Genomic DNA, 20002 nt, shown 5'->3' with positions numbered 1-20002 from the left:
CGCGTTCGCCATCGGCTCAGCGGATCGACCGCTCGACGACCCGCGCGAGCGGCTCGTCGACGGCGACGCTCGCGCCCTGCGCGACGACGTGCTCGAGCGTGCCGGCGCGGTGGGCGGCGACCCGCGTCTCCATCTTCATCGCGTCGAGCACGACGACCTCCTCGCCTTCGGTGACCGTGGCGCCGTCGTCGACGAGCCAGGTGACGACCGTGCCCGGCACGGGCGACGGCAGCGCCTCGTCGTCGACCGGCGCCGCGGCGGGTGCGCCGACGGTCGCTCCGGCGGCGGCCGCGAGCAGCGCGTCCGGCAGGCCGAGCACGACGCGGCGGCCGTCGACCTCGATCGGCACGCGCCGGAGCGCGGCGCCGGCGGCGGGCGCGGGGCGCAGCTGCGGCTCGAGCCGCGGCATGAGCTCCGCCTCGATCCACTGCGTCGAGACGGCGAAGCCGTCGGTCGAGAAGTCGGGCTCGTCGAGCACCGCGCGCGCGAACGGCGCGACGGTCGCGATCCCGGTGACCTCGAGCTCGCCGAGCGCGCGCCGCATGCGGACGAGCGCCGCATCCCGGTCGGCCGCGTGCACGATGAGCTTCGCGGCGAGCGAGTCGAACGCGGCCTCGACCGCGTCGCCCGCCTCGACGCCGGCGTCCCACCGCACGCCCGGTCCTGCGGGCACGCGCAGCGCCGTGATGCGGCCTGGGCTCGGGAGGAAGCCCCTGCCCGGGTCCTCGGCGTTCAGCCGCAGCTCGACCGCGTGCCCCGAGGGCGCGGGCGTCTCGGTGATCGAGGGGCCGTGCCCCTCGGCGATCCGGAGCTGCTCGCGCACGAGGTCGATGCCGGTGACCGCCTCCGTGACGGGGTGCTCGACCTGCAGCCGCGTGTTGACCTCGAGGAACGAGATCGTGCCGTCGGCGCCGAGCAGGAACTCGACCGTGCCGGCCCCGCGGTAGTCGACGGCCGCGCAGATCGCGCGCGACGACTCGTGGATGCGCGCGCGCTGCTCGTCGGTCAGGCCGGGCGCGGGCGCCTCCTCGACGAGCTTCTGGCTGCGGCGCTGCAGCGAGCAGTCGCGATCGCCGACGACCACGACGCCGCCCCGGCCGTCGCCGAGCACCTGCGCCTCGACGTGGCGGGGGCGCTCGAGGAAGCGCTCGATGAAGCACTCGCCGCGCCCGAACGCCGCGACGGCCTCACGGGTGGCGGAGTCGAACGCGTCGGGCACCTCCTCGATCGTGCGGGCGACCTTGAGCCCGCGGCCGCCGCCGCCGAACGCGGCCTTCACGACGACCGGCAGCCCGTGCTCGCGGGCGAACGCGACGGCCTCGTCGGCGTCGGCGAGCGGCCGGTCGGTGCCCGCCGCGAGCGGTGCGCCCGCCTCCTGCGCGATGCGCCGTGCCGTGACCTTGTCGCCGAGCGCCTCGATGCTCGCGGGGGTGGGGCCGATCCAGGTCAGGCCGGCCTCCTCGACGGCGCGCGCGAAGGCGGCGCTCTCTGAGAGGAAGCCGTAGCCCGGGTGGACCGCGTCGGCTCCGGTCGCGCGCGCTGCCGCGAGCAGCGCGTCCGCGCTCAGGTACGTCTCCGCAGCGGTCGTGCCGCCGAGCGCGACAGCCTCGTCGGCGTGCCGCACGTGCATCGCGTCGATGTCCTGGTCGGCGTACACGGCGACGGAGCGGTAGCCGCCCTCGGCGCACGCGCGGGCGATGCGCACGGCGATCTCGCCGCGGTTGGCGATCAGGATCTTGTCCACGACGTCCTCCTGGTGGGGGTCGGCTCCGCGATGCGGAAGCGGATGCGGGCGCCCGGCGGCAGCTGGCCTGCCAGGTCGAGGTCGCGGTCGACGACCGCGCCGATGATCGGATAGCCGCCGGTGAGCGGGTGGTCGGGCAGGAAGAGCACGGGCTGCCCGTCGGGCGGCACCTGGATGGCACCGGTCACGGCGCCCTCGCTGTCGAGCTCGCCCTCCCTCGCGCGCTCGAGCGGGGTCGCGCCGTCGAGCCGCACGCCGACGCGGTCGGAGCGCGGCGTCACGGTCCACGGCTGCCCGACGAGCGCGTCGAGCGCGGCGTCGGTGAACCACTCGGTGCGCGGGCCGAGCACGATGCGGAGCTCGACCTCCTCCCCCGCGGTCGGCAGCGGCAGGCGCGGCGCGCGGGTGCGCTCGACGGCCCGGGTGGCGGCGGCCGGGCCGCGGAGCGGCAGCACGTCGCCGGCGGCGAGCGGTGCGGGGCCGAGGTGCGCGAGCGTGTCGGTCGCGAGGCTGCCGAGCACCGGCTCGAGCCCGATGCCGCCGCGCACCGCGACGAGCGACCGCAGCCCGTCGCGGACGGCGCCGACGCGCAGCTCGTCGCCGTCGTCCAGCGCCACGGGGCGGCCGGGCTCGACCGGCTGCGTGCCCGCCTCGCCGTGCACGGCGGCGTCCACGAGGGCGCCGGTGAGGGCGACGACCGCCGGGCCGCGGAAGCGCAGGGTCGCGCCGCCGCCGGCCAGCTCGAGCCCCGCCTCGTCGGCGGCATTCCCGACGGCGCGATTCGCCTCGCGGAGCGCGCGGCGGTCGGCGGTGCCCGAGGCGGCGACGCCCTGCGCCGCGAGGCCTGGCCTGCCGAGGTCCTGCACGAGCAGCTGCAGCCCGGGGCGCACGACCTCGACGGCGTGGGCGGCGGTGACCGGCTCGCGCGCCACGGGCGCCGCGGTGACGAGCTCGCGCTCGACGCGCTCGAAGCGCACGGTCGCGCCGGGCGCGAGCAGCGCCGGCTGCGGCCGCGAGAGGTCCCACATCGGGGCGTCGGTGCGCCCGATGAGCTGCCAGCCCCCGGGGCTCTCGCGCGGGTAGACGCCCGAGAAGCGGCCGGCGAGCCCCACGGAGCCGGCAGGGATGCGGGTGCGCGGCGATGCGCGCCGCGGCACGTCGAACAGCGGGTCGTCGCCCACGAGGTAGCCGAAGCCCGGCGCGTAGCCCGTGAAGGCGACGGTCCAGGTCGCCGCCTGGTGCCGGGCGACGACCTCGTCGGCGCCGATCCCGAGCAGCTGCGCGACCTCGGCGAGGTCCTGCCCGTCGTACCGCACGGGGATCGTCACGGCGTCGCCGTTCGCGGCGGCCGCGCCCGCCGGCTCGACCGCGAGGAGGAGCGCCGCGAGGGCGTCGGCGGCGACGAGCGACGGGTCGAAGCGCACGAGCACCGTGCGCGCCGCCGGGACGAGCTCGGTGACGCCCGGCAGCTCGGCGTCCTGGAGCGCGGGCAGCAGCCGCATCGCCTCGTCGAGGTCGGCCGCCTCGAGCAGCAGCGCGGTGTCGGCGGCGGGCAGCACCCGCCGTGCGTGGGCGGTCACGGGAGCTCCCTCATAGGGCGTACGCCGCGTCCGGCACGTCGGTGACGAACATGTGGCCGGGCGCGTGCGTGACCGCGAAGGGCGGCCGCGACGCCATGATCGCGGCCTGCGGGGTCACGCCGCACGCCCAGAACACCGGGACGTCGCCCTCCTGCATGACGGGCGGGTCGCCGAACTCCGGAGCGCCGAGGTCGGCGATGCCGAGCGATCCTGGGTCGCCGATGTGCACGGGCGCGCCGTGGACGGCGGGGAACCTGCCGGAGATCGTGACGGCGTCGGCGACGCGGCTCGCGGGGATCGGCCGCATCGAGACCACGAGCTCCCCGTGCAGCCGGCCGGCCGGTGCGCAGGCCGTGCTCGTGCGGTACATCGGCACGTTGCGGTCGTGCTCGCGATGGCGGATGGGGATGCCGTCGTCGACGAGCCCCGCCTCGAACGTGAACGAGCAGCCGATCAGGAACGCGACGAGGTCCGGGTGCTCCTCCCACGCGGCGGACGCATCCGTCGTCTCGTCCGCGAGCTGGCCGTCGCGCCACACCCGGTAGGCGGGGATGTCGGTGCGCACGTCGCTGCCGGGGGCGAGCCGCGACTCGACGCGTCCCGCCTCGAGCACCTCGAGCACCGGCATCGGCTTCGGGTTGCGCTGCGCGAACAGCAGCGTCTCGAACGCCCAGTCCGCGGGCACGGCGATGAGGTTGGCCTGCACGAGCCCGTGCGCGATCCCGCTCGTCGGCGCGACGGCTCCCGCCCGGTAGGCGGCGCGCGCCTCGCGCGCCTGCGCGAGCTGCGCGGCGGTCGCGGCGGCGGCGCTCATCGAGCCACCGCGAACGGCGCGATCGTCACGCCGGCGTCCTCGAGCGCAGCGCGCGTCGCCTCGGCCATCGCGATGGCGCCGGCGCTGTCGCCGTGCACGCAGATCGACTCGGCGCGCACCGCGACGTCGCTGCCGTCGACCGCCTCGAGCACGCCCTCCTGCGCGAGCCGCACCATCCTGGCCGCGACGAGGGCCGGATCGTGCAGCACCGAGCCGGGCTCCGTGCGCGAGACGAGCAGCCCCTCGGGGGTGTAGGCGCGGTCGGCGAACGCCTCGGCTGCGGTGCGGAGGCCCGCGCGCTCGGCGACCTCGAGCACGACGCCCCCCGCGAGGCCGAGCAGCACGAGCGACGGGTCGACGGCGCGGATGGCCGCGACGACGTCCTTCGCCTGCCGCTCGTCGCGGGCGATCGTGTTGTAGAGCGCGCCGTGGGGCTTGACGTAGGCCACGGTGCCGCCGACAGCGCCGGCGAGCGCCTGCAGGGCGCCGAGCTGGTACTCGACGTGCGCCTGCAGCGTCGCGGAGTCGACGTCCATCGCGAGCCTCCCGAACCCCTCGTAGTCGCGGTAGCCGGGATGCGCGCCGATCGTCACGCCGTTCGCGACGGCGGCCTCGAGCGTGGCCCGGATCCCCTCGGGGCTGCCGGCGTGGAAGCCGCACGACACGTTCGCGCTCGTCACCACCCGCAGCATCGCCTCGTCGTCGCCGACGATGCGGTCCGGCACGTTCTCGCCGAGGTCGGAGTTCAGGTCGATGGTGCTCATGCGGTCAGGCTCCCACGCCGAGGAGGGCGAAGATCGGTCCGATCGAGACGGCGCCCATGTAGAGGCTCAGCAGCGTCGCGAGCGTGCCGACGATGAGCAGCCAGCGCGGGTAGCGGTAGCCGCCGAGCACGTCGTGCTGGCGGAACCAGCCGATGTACATGAAGATCGCGAGGCCGATCGGCAGGATCAGGCCGTTGAAGCCGCCGACGAAGACGAGCAGCGCAGCGGGGGCGGTGCCGATGAAGGCGTAGACGGCGAGCGACACGAGGATGAACGCGACGGTCGCGAGCTGCAGCGGCCAGCCGCCCGCGAGCCGCTTCGCGAACACCGACAGGAAGGTCGCCGACGTGTAGGCGGCGCCGATCACCGACGTGAGCGCCGCGGCCCAGAAGATGAAGCCGAAGATGCGGATGCCCGCGTCGCCGAGCACGACGCCGAACGCCTGCGCTGCGGGGTTCGCCGCCTGGCCGGAGACGTCGAGCACGACACCAGAGGCGACGACGCCGAGGATCGCCAGGAACAGCACGTAGCGCATGATGCCGGTGACGAGGATGCCCTGCATCGACGCGCGGTGCACGCCCTTGATGTGGTCGGGGCCGACGAGGCCCGACTCCAGGTAGCGGTGCGCGCCGGCGTAGGTGATGTAGCCGCCGACCGTGCCGCCGACGATCGTGGTGATGCTCGCGAAGTTGAGGGTGTCGGGCAGGAACGTCTGGCGGAGCGCGTCGCCGACCGGCGGCTGCGATGCGATCGCGACGAACACCGTCATGAGGATCATCGCGACGCCGAGCACCATGACGACGATGTCGACCGCGCGTCCGGCCTTCTTGAACAGGAAGATGCCGATCGCGAGGAGGCCCGTGAGCAGGCCGCCGAGCTTCGGGTCGATGCCGAGCAGGGCGTTGAGGCCGAGGCCGCCGCCCGCGATGTTGCCGATGTTGAAGGCGAGGCCGCCGATGACGATGAGCACGGCGAGCACGTGGCCCGAGTACGGCACGGCGTCGTTCGCGAGGTCGCCGGCGCGCTTGCCCGAGACCGTGATCATGCGCCAGATGTTCATCTGCACGGCGAAGTCGATGAGCACCGAGATGAGGATCGCGAACGCGAACGCGGCGCCGAGCGACGCCGTGAAGGTCGCGGTCTGGGTGATGAAGCCCGGCCCGATCGCGGACGTGGCCATGAGGAAGATCGCGCCGAGGATCGGTCCCCTGCGGCTCTTGGCGAACGCCTTCGCCTTCGCGCCGGCGTCCGGCTCGGTGGTGTGCTGTGCGTCGGGCATCGCCGTCCCCATCTCCATCGGTGGGCTCCGGTGCGCGGGCCGCGCGACCTGGAGTCCCATCACTGTAGAGCAGAATCGCATCGATTGTTGAACAATGTGCGTCCGCCGTGTTTCGGTCGTGTTGCGCTCGGCCCTACGCTCGAGGCATGACCGAGCCCTCGACGACGCTGGCGGATGCCCTGCGCGAGCAGATCATCGCCGGCGAGTTCGCGCCCGGCGCGCGGCTGTCGGAGGCCTCGGTCGCCGCCCGGCTCGACGTCTCGCGCAACACCCTCCGCGAGGCCTTCCGCGTGCTCGCGCAGCACGGGCTCGTCGAGCACGTGCCGCATCGCGGCGTCTCCGTTGCCTCCCCCAGCACCGCCGACGTCGTCGACATCTACCGCGCCCGGCGCCTCCTCGAGTGCGGCGTGCTGCGCGGCGCCTCAGCCCTGCACCCGGGCGTCGCCGACATGCGCGCCGCGCTCGAGCGCGCCGAGGCGGCGCTCGAGCTGGGCGACTGGGCGACCGTCGGCACCGCGAACATGGCCTTCCACCGCGCCCTCATGGCGCTCTCGGACAGCCCTCGGCTCGAGCGGTCGCACGGGCACCTCGCGGCCGAGCTGCGGCTCGCGTTCCTCGCCATCGACGACCCGGAGTCGCTGCACCGCCCGTTCGTCGCGCGCAACCGCGCGGTGCTCGAGGCGCTCGTCGGCGACGGCCCGGAGGCAGCCGCGGACGAGCTCGAGCGCTACCTCACGGAGTCCGAGCGCCGCGTGCTGGGCGCGTACGCGCGGATGGGGCGCGCGTAGCCCGCTAGCTGGCCGCGCGCATCTGCCGCAGGTCGCGCTTGAGGTCGTGCAGCTCGTCGCGGATGCGCGCCGCGAGCTCGAACTTCAGCTCGCCCGCCGCCTCGGTCATCTGCGCCGACAGGTCGGCGATGATCGACTCGAGCTGCGTGGGCCCGTCCATCGCCGAGCGGTCCCGAGCGAGCCGGGGCGTGGGAGCCCCGCGGCGCGTGCCCTGCAGCAGGTCGTCGGTGTCGGCCTGCTCGCGGTTGAGCACGTCGGTGATGTCGGCGATGCGGCGGCGGAGCGGCGTCGGGTCGATGCCGTGCTCGAGGTTGTAGGCGACCTGCACCGCGCGTCGCCGGTCGGTCTCGTCGATCGCCAGGCGCATCGAGTCGGTGATCCGGTCGGCGTACATGTGCACCTCGCCCGAGACGTTGCGGGCCGCGCGGCCGATCGTCTGGATGAGCGACGTCGAGGAGCGCAGGAAGCCCTCCTTGTCGGCGTCGAGGATCGACACGAGCGACACCTCTGGCAGGTCGAGGCCCTCGCGCAGCAGGTTGATGCCGACGAGCACGTCGAACAGCCCCTGGCGCAGCTGCGTCAGCAGCTCGACGCGGCGGAGCGTGTCGACGTCGGAGTGCAGGTAGCGCACCCGCACGCCCGCCTCGGTGAAGTACTCCGTCAGCTCCTCGGCCATCTTCTTCGTGAGCGTGGTGACGAGCACGCGCTCGTCGCGCTCCGCGCGCACCCGGATCTCCTCGAGCAGGTCGTCGATCTGCCCCTTCGTCGGCTTCACGACGAGCTTCGGATCGACGAGGCCGGTCGGGCGGATGATCTGCTCGACCACCGTGTCGGCGAGCCCCATCTCGTACTTGCCCGGCGTCGCCGAGAGGTAGACCTTCTGCGGCGTCCGCTCGAGGAACTCGTCGAACTTCAGCGGCCGGTTGTCGAGCGCGCTCGGCAGCCGGAAGCCGTGCTCGACCAGCGAGCGCTTGCGGCTCGCGTCGCCCTCGTACATCGCGCCGATCTGCGGCACGGTGACGTGCGACTCGTCGATGACGACGAGGAAGTCGTCGGCGAAGTAGTCGAGCAGGCAGTGCGGCGGCTCACCTGCCTCGCGCCCATCGATGTGGCGCGAGTAGTTCTCGATGCCGGAGCAGAAGCCGATCTGCTCCATCATCTCGAGGTCGAAGGTGGTGCGCATGCGCAGCCGCTGCGCCTCGAGCAGCCGGCTCTCCCGCTCGAGCACCTTGAGCCGCTCGTCGAGCTCGTCGCGGATGCGGTCCATCGCCTTCTGCATGCGCTCGTTGCCCGCCACGTAGTGGCTGCCGGGGAAGATCGAGACCGACTCGTGTGTCTCGATGATCTCGCCGGTGAGCGGGTGCAGCGTGGACAGCGCCTCGATCTCGTCGCCGAAGAGCTCGATCCGGATCGCGTGCTCCTCGTACATCGGGATGATCTCGATCGTGTCGCCGCGCACGCGGAACGTGCCGCGCGTGAAGGCCACGTCGTTGCGCTGGTACTGCATCGCGACGAAGCGGCGGAGCAGCGCCTGGCGGTCGATCCGCATGCCGACCTGGAGCGCGACCATCGCCTCGAGGTACTCCTCTGGGGTGCCGAGGCCGTAGATGCACGAGACGGTCGAGACGACGATGACGTCTCGGCGCGAGAGCAGCGCGTTCGTCGCCGAGTGCCGCAGCCGCTCGACCTCGGCGTTGAGCGACGAGTCCTTCTCGATGAAGGTGTCGGTCTGCGGGATGTACGCCTCTGGCTGGTAGTAGTCGTAGTACGAGACGAAGTACTCGACGGCGTTGTTGGGCAGCAGCTCGCGGAACTCGTTCGCGAGCTGCGCGGCGAGCGTCTTGTTGTGGGCGAGCACGAGCGTGGGCCGCTGCACCTGCTCGACGAGCCAGGCGGTCGTCGCGCTCTTGCCCGTGCCGGTCGCGCCGAGCAGCACCACGTCGGTCTCACCACGGCCGAGCGCCTCGGTCAGCTCGCGGATCGCCTTCGGCTGGTCGCCAGAGGGGGTGTACTCGCTGATGACCTCGAACGGCCGGACGGCACGGGTCGGTTCCATGGGTCCAGCCTACGAGCGCCCACCCACACGGCCGCTCGAGAGCCGCTCCCACAGCGCGTCCGCCTGCGCGAGCGTCGCCGAGAGCTCGCCGTCCGTCTCGATGACGACGTCGGCGATCGCGAGCCTGCGCTCGTCGCTCGCCTGCGACGCGACGCGCGCGCGGGCATCCTGCTCGGTCATCCCCCGCAGCTCGACGAGCCGCCGCACGCGCACATCCTCGGGGGCGTGCGCGACGACCACGAGGTCCCACGGGTCGTCGGGCCGCGCCTCGACGAGCAGCGGCACGTCGTAGACCACGACCGCGCCGGGGTCCGCCGCGAGCGCTGCCGCGAACCGGCGGCCGGACTCGGCGGAGACCGCGGGATGCACGATGGCGTTGAGGCGGCGCCGGGCGCGGTCGTCGGCGAACACGACGGCGCCGAGGGCCGCGCGGTCGAGCGAGCCGTCGGGCAGCAGCAGGTGGTCGCCGAACTCGGCCGCGATCGCTCGCAGCACGGGCATGCCCGGCTGCTGCAGCTCGCGCACCACCGCGTCGGCGTCGATGACGACGGCGCCTCGCTCTGCGAGGCGAGCGGAGATGGTGGACTTGCCGGACGCGATGCCGCCGGTGAGCGCGACGAGGGGCATGCGTCGAGTCTTGCACGGCATGTCCTGAGCGAGTCCCGCGCGCCCCTTGGGCGCGGCATCCCCGGGCGCTGAGGCGCCGGTCGTAGCCTCGCCGCAGCGCGCTTCGACGCCGCGGCGCGCGCCGATGGATGGGAGGGGCCGTGGTCGCCATGCGACGCATCGCCATCGCCCTGCTCCTGCTGAGCGGCATCGCCGCCGGCGTGACCGCCGCGCTGTGGGGCGCTGCGCTCGCGGGCGTCGCGCACACCTCGGTGATCGGCTCCGACGCCATGCGGCCCGCCTTCCTGACCGGGGACCTCGTCATCTCGACGCCCGTCGCGACCGAGGGGCTGCGGGCGGGCGACGTGATCAGCCTGCCCACCGAGGGCGCGCCGCAGCTCGTCACCGAGCGCGTGCTCGAGATCACGCGGCTGCCCGACGGGCAGTGGTCGATCCTCGCGCGCACCGACGGTGGCCCGGGCATCGCCGCGGAGCACATCGTCGGCGCCCAGGTGTGGGAGCCGACCCTCCGGGTGCCGGTCGTCGGCGGTGTCGCGAGGGCCGTGCTCGAGCCGCGACTGGGGCTGCCGCTGCTCTCCGCGTTCGGCCTGCTCGTCGTCGCCGCGCTGCTCTGGGGCGCCCCGCGGGCGCGCTCGACGAAGGCCGCGTGAGGCCCGCGCGGCCGCAGATGCGCTCGACGTCGCCGGACGACGGTACGATCTCCCCCAATACGCCGTGTCACGCGGTGGGGAACGTGGGGTTGTGATGCACGAGGACGTCGCGGTCGTCATCGAGGATGGCGAGGACATCCGGGAGCTGCTGGCGCAGGTCCTGACGCAGGGCGGCTTCGCCGTCTACACGGCAGCCGACGGCGCGACCGGCGTCGAGCTCGTGCGCGAGCACGACCCGATCGTGGTGACCGTCGACGTCAACATGCCCGGGATCGACGGCTTCGAGACCGCTCGGCAGATCCGCAGCATCAGCACCGCGTACCTCGTGATGATCACGGCGCGCGGCGACGAGATCGACACGCTCGTCGGCCTGCAGACCGGTGCCGACGACTACATCGTCAAGCCGTTCCGGCCGCGCGAGCTGCGCGCCAGGATCGAGGCGATGATGCGGCGACCGCGCTCGCTCGCCTCCTCGCACCCCTCCGCCGCGCACCAGCAGGCCGCCGTGCCGGCATCCGCGCCCGAGTCCGTCTCGCTGTCGACCGCGCCGGTCAGCACGGCGGCCCCCAGCACGACGGCCCCCGGCTCGACGCCGTGGCTCGACGAGGACTCCGACGCCGCCCCGCTCGAGCACCGCGGCCTGCGCCTCGAGCCCGGCGCTCGCGTCGTGGAGCTCGAGGGCGCCGAGGTCGAGCTGACGCGCAGCGAGTTCGACATCCTGCGGATGCTGCTGGGCTCCGGCCGGCGCGTCGTGAGCAAGCTGCAGCTCGCCGGCATGCTGCGCGGGGAGCGCGGCGAGCCCGACCACTACCTGAGCGAGCACGACGCGCGCGCCATCGAGGTGCACGTCGCCAACCTGCGCCGCAAGCTGGGCGAGTCGCCCTCCGAGCCGCGCTGGATCGAGACCGTGCGCGGAGTGGGCTACCGCCGCACCGCCTGATCGCCGCGCGCCGCGCTGTCGGCGTCGTCGTCCTCACCGGCGACCACCACCGTCACGTCGTCGCTCGCGATGGCGCGCCGCGCCGCCGCCCTCGCGGCGTCGAGGAGCGTCTCGCGGTCGTACCCGCTCGTGCTCGTCACGCTGAGCCCCATGCCGATCGGCGGGATGACGGGCACGCCGGCGGTGCGCAGCTGGTCGAGCATCGCGCGGTGCATGCGCGCGGCGAGCTGCCGCGCCTCGGCGGGCGACTTGGGCTGGAACGCGAGCAGCAGCTTGCCCTCGTCGTCGGTGCCCATCGCCGCCGTCGTCGGCGACAGCCGCCGCACGGCCGCCCTGGCGGCCTGGCGCACGTGCTCCGCCTCGTCGGCGCCGAACGCCGTCGAGATGCGCGACAGCGCGTCGATCTTCACCACGAGCACCGCGAAGAGCTCGGCCCGTCGGTTGGCGCGCATGAGCCGGCCGCCGAGCACGCGGACGAACGACGGCTCGAGCAGCACCCCGTCGGGCGCGATCGCCATGAGCGTGGAGTCCTCGGTCCCGCGCAGGCGCACCTGCTCGGCGCGCAGCACCGAGGTGAGCACGACCACGATCACGATGAGCGAGATGGTGACGATGCCGACCAGGCCGTCCGAGAGCCAGGTCTGGAACACCGGGTGCTCGGTGCCGAGCGCGAGCGCGGTGAGGCTCCGCGTGAGCTGGAAGGCGGCGGCCAGCCCGAGCGTCACGCTGAGCCCGAGCGCCGTGCGCGTGCGGCGCATCGCGCCACGCGTGGCCTCGGAGGCCGTCAGCGCCGAGAACAGCGCGTTCGCCCCGAAGACGAGCGGCGAGGCCGACCAGCCCTCGGTCGGCGTCTCGAGCAGCACCACGACCACGGTCGCGGCTGAGGCGGCGATGACGGCCACCGCCGACCGTCGCAGGCGATGCCCGTTGAACACCCGGCAGCCGAGCCACAGCAGGCCGAGCGCGGCCACCCACGCGGCGTTGCCGATCGCCACGAGCCACCACGCGTCGGTGCTCACCGCGCGCACGATGTAGGCCTCCGTCGCGATCATGCCGCCGATGAAGCCGAGCGCCCACACCCGGCCGGCGCGGTCGTCCTTCCGCAGCATCGTCTCGAGCACGAACACGCCGCCGGCGACATGCATGACGATGGCGGTGAGGAACTGGATCGTGGGGACGTCGAGGGTCATGCTGCGGCTCCTCGCCGGATGAGCGGCAGTCGGACGACGAACGTCGCCCCGCCGCCCGGCTCGCTCTGGACGGTGATCTCGCCGCCGTGCGCGCGCACGAGGTCGCGGCTGATGGCGAGCCCGAGCCCGTTCCCGGGGGCCATGTTGCCAGCAGGCGCGGCGCGGTAGCGGCGCTCGAACAGCCGCGGCAGCGCCTCCTCGGCGATGCCGGGCCCGTCGTCACGCACGACGAGCCACGCGTGCTTGTCGTCGGAGGTCACGCCGACCTCGATGAGGCCGTCACCCGTGTGGTAGTTGACCGCGTTGCCGACGAGGTTGTCGACGACCTGGCGGATGCGGATCGGGTCGATGTCGGCCTCGACCGACTCGATCCCGGTCGTGTCGATGCGGATGTTGCGCGCTGCCGCGCGCGGCTCCATCGCCTCGGCGGACGCCTGCACGACGCGGGCGATGTCCTCCCGGACGAGGCGGACGTCGAAGCGTCCAGGGCCGTCGCCGGTCGCCGCGAGCACGTCGCCGATGATGACGAGCAGCCGGGAGGCGTTGCGCTCGGCGATCTCGAGGCTGCGGCGGGCGTGCGGGCCGACGTCGCCGCCGTCGAGCGCGAGGTCGAGGTGCCCGAGCACGCTCGTGAGCGGCGTGCGCAGCTCGTGCGAGACCGAGGCGACGAGCTCGTCGCGCATCTGGCCAGCGAGCTGCTCGGCGGTGACGTCGCGCGTGATGAGGATCGCGCCGACGTCGGCGCCGTCGACGTCGACGAGCCGACGGACGGTCGACTGCAGCGCACGGCGGCTGTCGCCGGGAGGCCCCTGCCAGCACAGCACGTTCTCGAACACCTCGCCGCGCCGGGCTCGTGCCGCGGGCGACTGCCCGGGCTCGACGGGCGTCACGCCGTCGGCGTCGTACAGCTCCGCCGTGTCGTCGAACGCGTTGAGGCGCAGGTGGGCGTCGTTCTCGACCGAGACGGAGCCGTCCGCGCCGATCCGCACGACGCCGAAGTCGACGGCGTCGAGCACCTCGCTCACCGCGTCCTCCTGGCGCCTGGCGCGCTCGACCGCGTGGTCGAGGTACGTCGCCTGCTCGTCGAGCAGCGTGCGCTGCGCCGCCGCGCGCCGGGCGGCGACGAACGCCACGATCGACCCGGCTGTGAGCACGAGCGGCCCGAGGTACGTGTGCACCGGGTCGACCTCCTGCTCGAGCATGATGCTCGCGGCCCAGAACAGCAGCGACGAGCCGCCCGCGCCGACGACGAGGCCGCGCCAGCCGCCGACGGTCGCGAGCCACGTCGCGGGCACCATCCACAGCAGCCACAGCTCGGAGTCCGGGTCGCCGATCTGCAGCAGGAAGATGGCGAGCAGGTCGCCGGTCGGCACGACGCCGACCCAGATCGGATGCACGCGGTTCCACGGCACGACGAGGGCGAGCACCGTCAGGCCGAACAGCAGCAGCATGCCGACGAAGAGCACGTCGCCTGCGGCGAGCTCGCCCACGACGACGACGAGCCCGCAGGCCACGAGGCACGCGGCGGCCAGCAGCAGCTGGTTGACCGCGGTGACGCGCTCTCGAGTGCGGTCTGGGCGCACCGCGTCGGTGCGACTCACCGTCACGGCCGCGTCCATGGGACGACGGTACCGCGCGCGCGGCCGTTCGCGGCGCACGCTCGGCACGCGCGGCTACGATCGCCGCAGGCGGCCACGACGGCCGCGGACGGGAGGCGTCGTGCTGGAGTTCCTGACAGGCACGGGCCTCGCCGCGGCCGCGGGCATGAACGCGTACATCCCGCTGCTCGTCGTCGGCCTCGCGAACCGCTTCTTCCCGGATGCCATGCAGCTGCCCGACGGCTGGGCATGGCTGTCGAACGGCTGGGTGCTCGGCATCGTCGCGGTGCTGCTCGTGGTCGAGGTGGTGGCCGACAAGATCCCCGCCGTCGACAGCGTGAACGACCTGCTGCAGTCGATCGTGCGCCCGACCGCGGGCGGCCTCGCCTTCGGCTCGTCGTCGACGGCCTCCACCGTCGCCGTCACCGATCCGGCCGCGTTCTTCGCCTCGAACCAGTGGGTGCCGATCGTGGTCGGCGCGGTGATCGCGCTCGGCGTGCACACGGTGAAGTCGCTCACGCGCCCGGCCGCGAACGTGGCGACCGCTGGCACGGCGGCGCCGGTGGTCTCGACGATCGAGGACGTCGGCGCGATCGGGCTCTCGCTGCTCGCGATCGTGGCGCCGGTGCTCGTGCTCGTCGCGCTCGCGCTGCTCGGCGTGCTCGGGTGGTCGCTCTGGCGCAGGGCGAGGCGCCGTCGCAGCGCGGAGCTGCGACCGGCGACCGAGCTGCCGGCGGAGCCCTAGGCGGGACCGGCCGTCGCGTCCGCGGGCACGGGCGCGACGGCATCGATGCGCCACGCGCCGCGCCAGCGGACGACGCGGCCGGCGTCGTCGCGCTCGGCGATCGCGTGCTCGTGACCCGAGCCCATGCCCGTCGCGGCCGCGATGCGGACGCGGTCGTCGCCCTCGGGCGTGAGCACGTCCACCGCCTGCAGCGGGTCCGGCGCGGTCGGCGCGATCGCGAGCAGCCGGCCGCCGAGCTCGACGACGTCGACGCGGCCCCAGATGCTCGCGAACGCGCCCTCGAACGAGCGGGCGAGCTCGAGCTCGCCGTCGGAGGCCGAGGATGCGTCGAGCGCCGTCCCGACGATGCGCGCGACGCCGACGGCCAGCTCCTCGGCGGGGCCATCGATCGCGTTCGTCAGCACGGTCACCACCACGTCGCGCTCGGCGTCGACGAGCGTGCGCGTCGCCTGCCCGGTCCAGGCGCCGCCGTGGCCCGCCCACGTGCGGCCGTCGATCGTGCGCAGCATCATCCCGAGGCCGTAGCCCGCGCTGCCGCCGTCGCGTCCGGTGGTCGTCCAGAGCTGCTGCCGCATCCGCCGCCGGCTCGCGGCGTCCAGCAGCCGGTCGTCGTCGTCGGCGACGGTGCGGAGCAGGTCGGTGAGCTCCGCCGCGGTCGCGACGGCGCCGGTCGCGGCGGCGAGCGCCCCGGTCGAGGGGCTGCCGAGCACGGCCCGGCCCTCGTGCGAGTGCAGCGCGGAGTGGCCCGCGACGAGCGGTCCGCTGCCCGTGCCGAGGTCGGCGCTCGTGGCGCCGAGCGCGAGCGGCTCGACGAGCAGCGCCTGGATCGCATCGGCGTACGACAGGCCGGTGACGGCCTCGATCACGAGGCCGAGCAGCCCGAAGCCGATGTTCGAGTACTTGAACTCGGTGGACGCCGGCACGCGTGAGACGCCGGCGCGGGCGATCCCGAGCAGACGGTCGGCGTCGGGGAAGTCGCCCTCGAGGTGCCAGAAGGCGACGTCGTCGCCGTCGCGGACCGCGCCGCCGCCGTGCGAGAGCAGCTCGCGCAGCAGCAGCGCGCCGGCGTCGGTGCCGCGCAGCGCCGGCACGTGCAGCTGCGCCTCGTCGTCGAGCCGGAGCCTGCCGTCGTCGACCAGCCGCATCGTGGCGATCGCGGCGAGCGCCTTCGAGTGCGAGGCGATGCGGAACCGGTGCGCGGGCGTGAGGGCCTCCCCCGTCGACGCGTCGGCGACGCCGTGCGCGCGCTCCAGCACGAGCTCGCCGCCGATCCGCACCGCGACCTGCACGCCGGGGATCCGCAGCCGCCAGCGGCGGTAGGCGAGCCAGCGGTCCGCGTAGTCGAGGGCGTGCAGGAGCGACGGAGACGCAGGCATGCTCCGATCCTGCCATGCTCACCGCAACGCGAAGCGGGCCGCACCCGGAGGTGCGGCCCGCTGTCGTGGTGCGGTGCTTACTCGGCCGAGCCGGTGAGCTTCTCGCGGAGGGCGGCGAGGGCCTCGTCGTCGGCGAGCGTGCCGGCGCCGGACTCCTCGGAGGAGCCGCCGAACGACGATGCGCCCGAGGGCACGTCGTTCGAGTGCACGTCGGCGTCGCGGGCCGCGGCGACCTGCGCCTTGTGCGCCTCCCAGCGCGTCTGCGCTGCGGCGTACTCGGCCTCCCAGGCCTCGCGCTGCTCGTCGAAGCCTTCCTTCCACTCGTTCGTCTCGGGGTCGAAGCCCTCCGGGAACTTGTAGTTGCCCTGCTCGTCGTACTCGGCGAGCATGCCGTAGAGCGCGGGGTCGAAGTCGGTGCCGTCGGGGTCGACGCCCTCGTTCGCCTGCTTGAGCGAGAGCGAGATGCGGCGGCGCTCGAGGTCGATGTCGATGATCTTGACGAAGACCTCGTCGTTGACCGCGACGACCTGGTCAGCCGTCTCGACGTGCTTCGACGACAGCTCCGAGATGTGCACGAGGCCCTCGATGCCGTCCGCGACGCGGACGAAGGCACCGAACGTGACGAGCTTCGTGACCTTGCCCGGCGCGACCTGGCCGATGGCGTGGGTGCGCGCGAAGATCTGCCACGGGTCCTCCTGCGTCGCCTTGAGCGACAGCGAGACGCGCTCGCGGTCGAGCTCGACCGTGAGGATCTCGACGGTGACCTCCTGGCCGACCTCGACGACCTCCGACGCGTGCTCGATGTGCTTCCACGAGAGCTCGGAGACGTGCACGAGGCCGTCCACGCCGCCCAGGTCGACGAACGCACCGAAGTTGACGATCGACGAGACGACGCCCTTGCGGACCTGGCCCTTCTGGAGCGACTGCAGGAACTGGCCGCGCGAGGCCGACTGGGTCTCCTCGAGCAGCGCACGGCGCGAGAGCACGACGTTGTTGCGGTTCTTGTCGAGCTCGAGGATCTTCGCCTCGATCTCCTGGCCGAGGTACGGCGTGAGGTCGCGGACGCGACGCAGCTCGATGAGCGAGGCCGGCAGGAAGCCGCGGAGGCCGATGTCGACGATGAGACCGCCCTTGACCACCTCGATGACCGTGCCGGTGACGACGCCGTCCTCGTCCTTGATGCGCTCGACGTCGCCCCAGGCGCGCTCGTACTGCGCGCGCTTCTTGGAGAGGATCAGACGACCCTCCTTGTCCTCCTTCTGGAGGACGAGCGCCTCGACGGTGTCGCCGACCTCGACGACCTCCGTCGGGTCGACGTCGTGCTTGATGGAGAGCTCGCGCGAGGGGATGACGCCCTCGGTCTTGTAGCCGACGTCGAGAAGGACCTCATCGCGGTCGATCTTGACGACGGTGCCCTCGATGAGGTCGCCGTCGTTGAAGAACTTCAGGGTCTTCTCAACGGCGGCCATGAAGTCATCGGCCGAGCCGATGTCGTTCACAGCGACCTGCTTGGGAGCCGTGGTCGTTGCAGTGGTCATAGAGTTCAAGGTGCCTTGTTGGTGGTCTCGGGCCGATGGGCATGCGGATGCCCATCCAGCGCTTCGGATTGGGATCGTCACCACACGAGTGACCCGGCAACTCTACACGGCGTTCGCACAGGTCGACAAGCGAGGCCCCGGCTCGCCGGGACGCGTCAGTCGTGCGCGAGCGCCGAGCGCACCATCATCGTGCCGAGCGGCTCGGCGCACGAGCCCTCCGCGAGCGTGCGGTCGAACAGGTCTCGCTCGGCGAGCGACCGGATGGCGGCGTCGCGATCGGCGGTCGCTGCCTCGACGAGCCCGGGCGCGCAGCTCGACCGCCAGCGGGCCAGCGCCGCCTCGGTCTCGGCCTCGAGGGCATCGAGCGCCTCGTGCCACGCGTCGACGCTCGCCTCGTGCTCGCGCTCGGCCGCCCGGCGCCGCCAGAGGCCCACGCGGGGCGCCGGTCCCGGCTCCTCCGCGCGCAGCCGCAGCGATTCGGCATGGGCGCGGTCGCACACCGCGATCGGCTCGCCGGCGTGGGCGCCGAGCGCCGCCCGCTCGAGCAGCGCGAGCTGGTCGAAGTGCTCGACCGGCTCGCGCATGCCCGAGGCGACCTCGAGCGCGGTCACGCCCCGCGGAGCACGGCGCCGCGCAGCGTGTCGAGGCCGACGCCGCCGATGTTCAGCACGCGGGAGTGGAACGACTTCAGGTCGAACGCGTCGCCCTCCGCCTCCTTCGCCGCATCCCGGATCTGCTCGAAGATGCGCTGACCGATCTTGTAGGACGGCGCCTGCCCCGGCCAGCCGAAGTAGCGGTTCACCTCGAAGCGCACGAAGGGCTCGTTCATGTTCACGTTCGACTTCATGAAGTCGAACGCGTAGTCGAAGTCCCACTCCCCCGTGCCGTCGAGGCGCGGCTTGCCAAGGTGCACGCCGATGTCGAGCACGACGCGCGCCGCCCGCATCCGCTGGCCGTCGAGCATGCCGAGGCGGTCGGCCGGGTCGTCGAGGTAGCCGAGCGACTGCATGAGGCGCTCGGCGTAGAGCGCCCAGCCCTCGGCGTGCCCCGACGTGCCGGCGAACGCGCGGCGCCAGAGGTTGAGCTGCCCGCGGTTGTAGGTCGCCTGGGCGATCTGCAGGTGGTGGCCGGGGACGCCCTCGTGGTAGACGGTCGTCAGCTCGCGCCAGGTGTCGAACTCGGTGACGCCCTCGGGCACCGACCACCACATGCGGCCGGGTCGCGAGAAGTCGTCGGCCGGGCCGGTGTAGTAGATGCCGCCGGTCTGCGTCGGCGCGATCATGCACTCGAGGGCGCGGATCGGCTCGGCGATGTCGAAGTGCGTGCGGCCGAGCTCCTCGATCGCGCGGTCGCTCGTCTCCTGCATCCACGCCTTGAGCGCGTCGGTGCCGTGCAGCTTGCGGCTGGCGTCGCCGTCGAGGTGGGCGATGGCCTCCTGCACGGTGGCGCCGGGCTTGATCTCGCGGGCGATCGCCTCCTGCTCGTCGCGCATCCGCTCGAGCTCCTCGATGCCCCACGCGTAGGTCTCGTCGAGGTCGACGTCGGCGCCCAGGAAGCGGCGCGACATGAGCGAGTAGAACTCGCGGCCGACCGCGTCGACCGGGTTCGCGGAGGCGGCGAGCTCGCCGCGCAGGAAGGTCGCGAGCCGGTCGTGCGCCTCGGTGGCGACGGCGGCCGCGTCGGCGAGGTCGCCGCGCAGCGACTCGGGCAGCTCGCCGTCGCCCGCCTTCGCCGACTGGGCGAGCTCGTGGAAGAAGCCCGTGCCCGGCTGGTAGTCGGCGAACTGCTCGAGGACGTTCTCGATCTGGCGGCCGGCGGGCGTGCTGCCGGTCGCGATGCCGTTGCGCAGCGACGCGATGTAGCCGTCGATCGCAGCCGGCACGTTGCGCATGCGCTCGGCGACGGTCGCCCAGTCGTCCTCGGTGCCGGTCGGCATGAGGTCGAAGATGTCGCGGATCCCTGTGGCGGGGCTCGCGAGGTTGTTGAGGTCGCGGTCGCCCCAGCCGGAGGCCTCGACGTCGAGGTCGAGCTGCAGCTCGCGCGACAGGTCGGTCTTCGTGACCCAGTCGATGTCGTCGGCGGGCTCGACGGCCGCGAGGCTCGCGAGCGTCTCGCGCGCGAGGGCTGCACCGGCGGCGCGGCCCTCCGGGGAGTAGTCGCCGAAGCCGGCCTTGTCGCCCTCGAGGCCGACGTAGACGTTGATCTCGGGGTTGAGGGCCGCCGCCCGGTGGACGTAGTCCTCGGCGATGCGGTCGATGTCGGTCTGCGGGCGCGAGGGGGCGCCGACGTTCGCGTCAGTCATGGCGACAGCCT

General features: G+C 73.4%; 17 protein-coding genes. 4 read left to right on the top strand and 13 right to left on the bottom strand.

From position 1 onward, the window contains the following. Positions 1-16: 16 nt before the first annotated feature. From ABIB37_RS12020 to ABIB37_RS12000, 5 genes are read right to left on the bottom strand one after another with little or no spacing between them, the layout of a single operon-like run. Positions 17-1744 (bottom strand): acetyl/propionyl/methylcrotonyl-CoA carboxylase subunit alpha, encoded by a 1728-nt coding sequence (locus ABIB37_RS12020; protein WP_354260667.1) that lies wholly within the window; start codon positions 1742-1744, stop codon positions 17-19. After that, positions 1729-3324, bottom strand: coding sequence for a 5-oxoprolinase subunit B/C family protein (locus ABIB37_RS12015; protein ID WP_354260665.1), 1596 nt, complete (start codon positions 3322-3324; stop codon positions 1729-1731). The genes ABIB37_RS12020 and ABIB37_RS12015 overlap by 16 nt, the downstream gene beginning before the upstream one ends. Positions 3325-3334: 10 nt before the next feature. Next, entirely contained in the window at positions 3335-4138 is an 804-nt protein-coding gene (locus tag ABIB37_RS12010; RefSeq protein WP_354260663.1) for a putative hydro-lyase, read from the bottom strand. Then, the gene (locus ABIB37_RS12005; protein WP_354260661.1) at positions 4135-4902 is read right to left on the bottom strand and encodes a LamB/YcsF family protein; all 768 of its coding nucleotides are present in this window, start codon (positions 4900-4902) and stop codon (positions 4135-4137) included. The genes ABIB37_RS12010 and ABIB37_RS12005 overlap by 4 nt, the downstream gene beginning before the upstream one ends. Positions 4903-4906: 4 nt before the next feature. Beyond that, positions 4907-6181, bottom strand: coding sequence for an NRAMP family divalent metal transporter (locus tag ABIB37_RS12000; protein ID WP_354260659.1), 1275 nt, complete (start codon positions 6179-6181; stop codon positions 4907-4909). Between the two features lie 146 nt (positions 6182-6327). Between ABIB37_RS12000 and ABIB37_RS11995 the strand changes: the two genes are divergently transcribed. Then, positions 6328-6969 carry a GntR family transcriptional regulator gene (locus tag ABIB37_RS11995; protein ID WP_354260657.1) on the top strand — a complete coding sequence of 214 codons (642 nt, stop codon included), beginning with the start codon at positions 6328-6330 and terminating at the stop codon, positions 6967-6969. A 4-nt stretch (positions 6970-6973) separates the two neighbouring features. Here the strand turns inward: ABIB37_RS11995 and uvrB are convergent, their stop codons facing one another. Both uvrB and coaE read right to left on the bottom strand, forming a co-directional pair. Further along, positions 6974-9025, bottom strand: coding sequence for an excinuclease ABC subunit UvrB (uvrB, locus tag ABIB37_RS11990; RefSeq protein ID WP_354260655.1), 2052 nt, complete (start codon positions 9023-9025; stop codon positions 6974-6976). A 9-nt stretch (positions 9026-9034) separates the two neighbouring features. Continuing rightward, positions 9035-9652, bottom strand: coding sequence for a dephospho-CoA kinase (coaE, locus tag ABIB37_RS11985; RefSeq protein ID WP_123697941.1), 618 nt, complete (start codon positions 9650-9652; stop codon positions 9035-9037). A gap of 149 nt (positions 9653-9801) precedes the next feature. Between coaE and ABIB37_RS11980 the strand changes: the two genes are divergently transcribed. Both ABIB37_RS11980 and ABIB37_RS11975 read left to right on the top strand, forming a co-directional pair. After that, positions 9802-10302, top strand: coding sequence for a S24/S26 family peptidase (locus ABIB37_RS11980; protein ID WP_354260652.1), 501 nt, complete (start codon positions 9802-9804; stop codon positions 10300-10302). A gap of 94 nt (positions 10303-10396) precedes the next feature. After that, positions 10397-11242, top strand: coding sequence for a response regulator transcription factor (locus tag ABIB37_RS11975; protein ID WP_354260650.1), 846 nt, complete (start codon positions 10397-10399; stop codon positions 11240-11242). Here ABIB37_RS11975 and ABIB37_RS11970 read toward each other — a convergent pair. Continuing rightward, positions 11224-12432: a diguanylate cyclase domain-containing protein gene (locus tag ABIB37_RS11970; RefSeq protein ID WP_354260648.1), complete on the bottom strand. Its 1209-nt coding sequence runs from the start codon at positions 12430-12432 to the stop codon at positions 11224-11226. The two genes, ABIB37_RS11975 and ABIB37_RS11970, sit on opposite strands and share 19 nt — an antisense overlap. Then, on the bottom strand, positions 12429-14051 hold the full coding sequence (locus ABIB37_RS11965) for a sensor histidine kinase (RefSeq protein ID WP_354260646.1): 1623 nt from the start codon (positions 14049-14051) through the stop codon (positions 12429-12431). Before ABIB37_RS11965 ends, ABIB37_RS11970 begins: the two co-directional genes overlap by 4 nt. Positions 14052-14151: 100 nt before the next feature. Between ABIB37_RS11965 and ABIB37_RS11960 the strand changes: the two genes are divergently transcribed. Further along, entirely contained in the window at positions 14152-14775 is a 624-nt protein-coding gene (locus tag ABIB37_RS11960) for a DUF4126 domain-containing protein (RefSeq protein ID WP_354260644.1), read from the top strand. Here ABIB37_RS11960 and ABIB37_RS11955 read toward each other — a convergent pair. From ABIB37_RS11955 to ABIB37_RS11940, 4 genes are all read right to left on the bottom strand, one after another. Beyond that, positions 14772-16151 carry a serine hydrolase domain-containing protein gene (locus ABIB37_RS11955; protein WP_354260642.1) on the bottom strand — a complete coding sequence of 460 codons (1380 nt, stop codon included), beginning with the start codon at positions 16149-16151 and terminating at the stop codon, positions 14772-14774. The two genes, ABIB37_RS11960 and ABIB37_RS11955, sit on opposite strands and share 4 nt — an antisense overlap. Positions 16152-16228: 77 nt before the next feature. Continuing rightward, entirely contained in the window at positions 16229-17689 is a 1461-nt protein-coding gene (gene rpsA / locus ABIB37_RS11950; protein WP_123697946.1) for a 30S ribosomal protein S1, read from the bottom strand. A 155-nt stretch (positions 17690-17844) separates the two neighbouring features. Continuing rightward, complete coding sequence (locus ABIB37_RS11945) at positions 17845-18300, bottom strand: hypothetical protein (RefSeq protein ID WP_354260640.1); 456 nt, start codon at positions 18298-18300, stop codon at positions 17845-17847. Next, positions 18297-19991: a DUF885 domain-containing protein gene (locus ABIB37_RS11940; protein ID WP_354260638.1), complete on the bottom strand. Its 1695-nt coding sequence runs from the start codon at positions 19989-19991 to the stop codon at positions 18297-18299. Before ABIB37_RS11940 ends, ABIB37_RS11945 begins: the two co-directional genes overlap by 4 nt. Positions 19992-20002: the final 11 nt, after the last annotated feature.

The organism is Agrococcus sp. UYP10, from assembly GCF_040547205.1.
Classification (GTDB): Bacteria; Actinomycetota; Actinomycetes; order Actinomycetales; family Microbacteriaceae; genus Agrococcus; species Agrococcus jenensis.
This window is presented reverse-complemented; position numbering and strand designations above follow the sequence as displayed.